The following is a 2,659-nucleotide window of genomic DNA, read 5'->3' on the forward strand; positions in this document are numbered from 1 at the left end:
GTGTGCAGCGACACCGCTGGTGAAACAGCGCGACATTGCAGGTGGTGATTTTGGGGGAAGCGGAAGCCGGGCGTAGCCCGGATGTAGCTTCCCCCAAAATCTCGCGCGGGTTTACCCCGTGCGGTTGGCGGTGACGGCGGTCAGGGTGGTCCGATCTTCGACGACCAAGAAGAGGATCGGATGCCCGGCCGTTTCATCACCGACCGACAACACGAGGATTACATGACCCTTCGACAGCATCACACGCAAAAGATTGCGGCTGCCAAAGCCGGCTTCAGCGTCAGCACCGGAGCCCGGATCGAACGTGACCCCCGCCCTCCATCTCAGAAACGACGTGAGCGCCGACACGGAGGCGGCAAACCCGACCCTTTGGCCGGCCTGTGGAACGAAGAGATCGTTCCGCTGATCGAAGCGACACCGGGCCTTCGGCCGATCGCGGTGCTCGAAGAGATGCAGTACCGTCATCCGGACCGGGACCTGAGCTCTGCGCGCCGCACCTTGGAGCGCCGGATGCGGCTTTGGCGCGCCGAACACGGGCCGGACAGGGAAGTGATCTTCCGCCAGTCACACCCGCCGGGACGGGAGGGCATGTCCGACTTCTTCGACGCGCGCGCGCTCGGCGTCACGATTGCCGGAGTGCCCTTGGCGCATCGGATCTATCACTTCACCCTGGTTCACTCGGGCTGGGAGCATGCCGAGGTGGTGCTCGGCGGCGAGAGCTACACCGCCTTGGCTGGCGGATTGCAGAACGCCCTATGGCTTCTCGGCGGCGCCCCGCGCGAACATCGGACGGACAGCTTGTCGGCCGCCTTCGCCAATCTCGATCGGGATGCCCGAGAGGACCTGCGCACACGCTATGACGCGCTGTGTGCCGACTACGGCATGGAAGCGACCCGGAACAATCGCGGCATTGCACACGAAAACGGGTCTATCGAGAGCCGGCACGGACATCTCAAGACCCGCTTGGAGCAGGCCCTGCTGCTGCGTGGCAGTCATGACTTCGATGAGTTGAACGACTGGCGACACTTCGTTGCCCAGGTCGTCGCGCGCCACAATGCACGGCATCGGGACCGCCTGAGGGTCGAACGGCCACATCTGCAGCCGCTTCCGGCGCGCCGTAGCTGTGATTACGATGAGGCACGCGTGCGGGTGACCTCGTCGGGCGGCTTCGTGTTCCGAAAGGTGTTCTACACCGTTCACTCTCGCCTGATCGGCTACGAGCTGAAGCTACGCATCTTCGATGATCGCCTGGAGCTGTTCCTCGGCGGCACACCCCTCGAAACCCTACCGCGCGGGCGCCCGCCTGCCGGTGGGCGTGGCGGCCATGGCTATGTCGTTAGCTACCATCACGTCATCCACAGCTTGCGGGCCAAGCCTCAGGCCTTCGCCAACCTGACCTATCGCGACGCGCTCTTCCCTCGCACGGAATACCGCCGATGCTGGGACGCGCTGACGGCTGCCGGACCGCTGCGGCAAGCCTGCCGGATCATGGTCGGCCTGCTGTGGCTCGCCCATGATCAGACCTGCGAGGCGGAATTGGCCGCGGCCCTCTCGGCAATCCTTGCCCGAGGCGAACTTCCGGTCCTCGGGGACCTGCGCTCTCGCTTCACGCGGCCCGAAGGCGATGGTGGGCCCGATGTCCCGGTCTGCATCCCCTCTGCCGGCAGCTACGATGACCTGATCCAAGGACAGGGAGCGGCCGCATGAGCATGACCGTGGAAACCGCAACACTGCCGACCCTACTGACGGCGCTCAGGCTGCCCACGGTCGCCCGCCTCTGGCCGGAGTTCTGCACCCGTGCCGACAAGGAGGGTTGGCCGGCCGAACGCTTGCTGGCGGCGCTGTGCGAGCTGGAGCTGAGCGAGCGGGAACAGCGCCGCATCCAACGCCATCTTGCCGCTGCAAGGCTGCCACAAGGGAAAACGCTCGACGCCTTCGACTTCCTGGCGGTACCCACCTTGAGCCAGGCCCGCGTCAGAGCGCTGGTCGAAGGCGACAGCTGGCTGCAGGCAGGGCACAATTTGCTGGCCTTCGGCCCGCCCGGCTCGGGCAAGACGCACCTCGCGGGGGCCATCGGATACGAACTCATCCAACGAGGGTACCGTGTGCTTATGGCAAGGACGTCGGACCTGGTCCAACGCCTGCAAGTGGCGCGGCAGGACCTAGCACTCTCTCAGGAGATCGCGAAGCTCGACAAGTTCGACCTGCTCATCCTCGACGACCTGTCGTACGTGCGAAAGGATCAGGCCGAGACCAGCGCCCTCTTCGAGCTCATCTCCGCACGATACGAGCGGCGCTCTATCATGATCACGGCCAATCAGCCGTTCAGTGGTTGGGACGCCATCTTCCCCGACAGGGCGATGACCATCGCCGCCATCGATCGGCTCGTTCACCATGCAACAATCTTCGAGATGAACGTCGAAAGCTACCGACGCCGTGCCGCCTATGCCGCCGCGACATCGCTAAGCGACATCGAAGATGACCGCGACAAACAACAGCCCGAAAAGGAGATCGCCACAGCGAAGGACAACTCGCAGCCAGCGACATTGAGCAGCGACATCGAAACTTGATCTGACGGCCGCAAACCGGCACCGTCAAAAAACGTCACCGTCATCCACCTGCGATGTCGCTCAGCACTCAACTGCGATGTCGCGCCACA

General features: G+C 64.3%; 2 protein-coding genes. Both read left to right on the forward strand.

The features are described 5' to 3' along the window. Window positions 1-180 precede the first annotated feature (180 nt). Complete coding sequence (gene istA, locus BM397_RS28800) at window positions 181-1,707, forward strand: IS21 family transposase (RefSeq protein ID WP_143187091.1); 1,527 nt, start codon at window positions 181-183, stop codon at window positions 1,705-1,707. Further along, complete coding sequence (gene istB, locus BM397_RS28805; RefSeq protein ID WP_043872355.1) at window positions 1,704-2,570, forward strand: IS21-like element helper ATPase IstB; 867 nt, start codon at window positions 1,704-1,706, stop codon at window positions 2,568-2,570. The genes istA and istB overlap by 4 nt, the downstream gene beginning before the upstream one ends. Window positions 2,571-2,659 lie beyond the last annotated feature (89 nt).

The organism is Alloyangia pacifica (assembly GCF_900116195.1).
Taxonomy (GTDB): Bacteria; Pseudomonadota; Alphaproteobacteria; order Rhodobacterales; family Rhodobacteraceae; genus Salipiger; species Salipiger pacificus.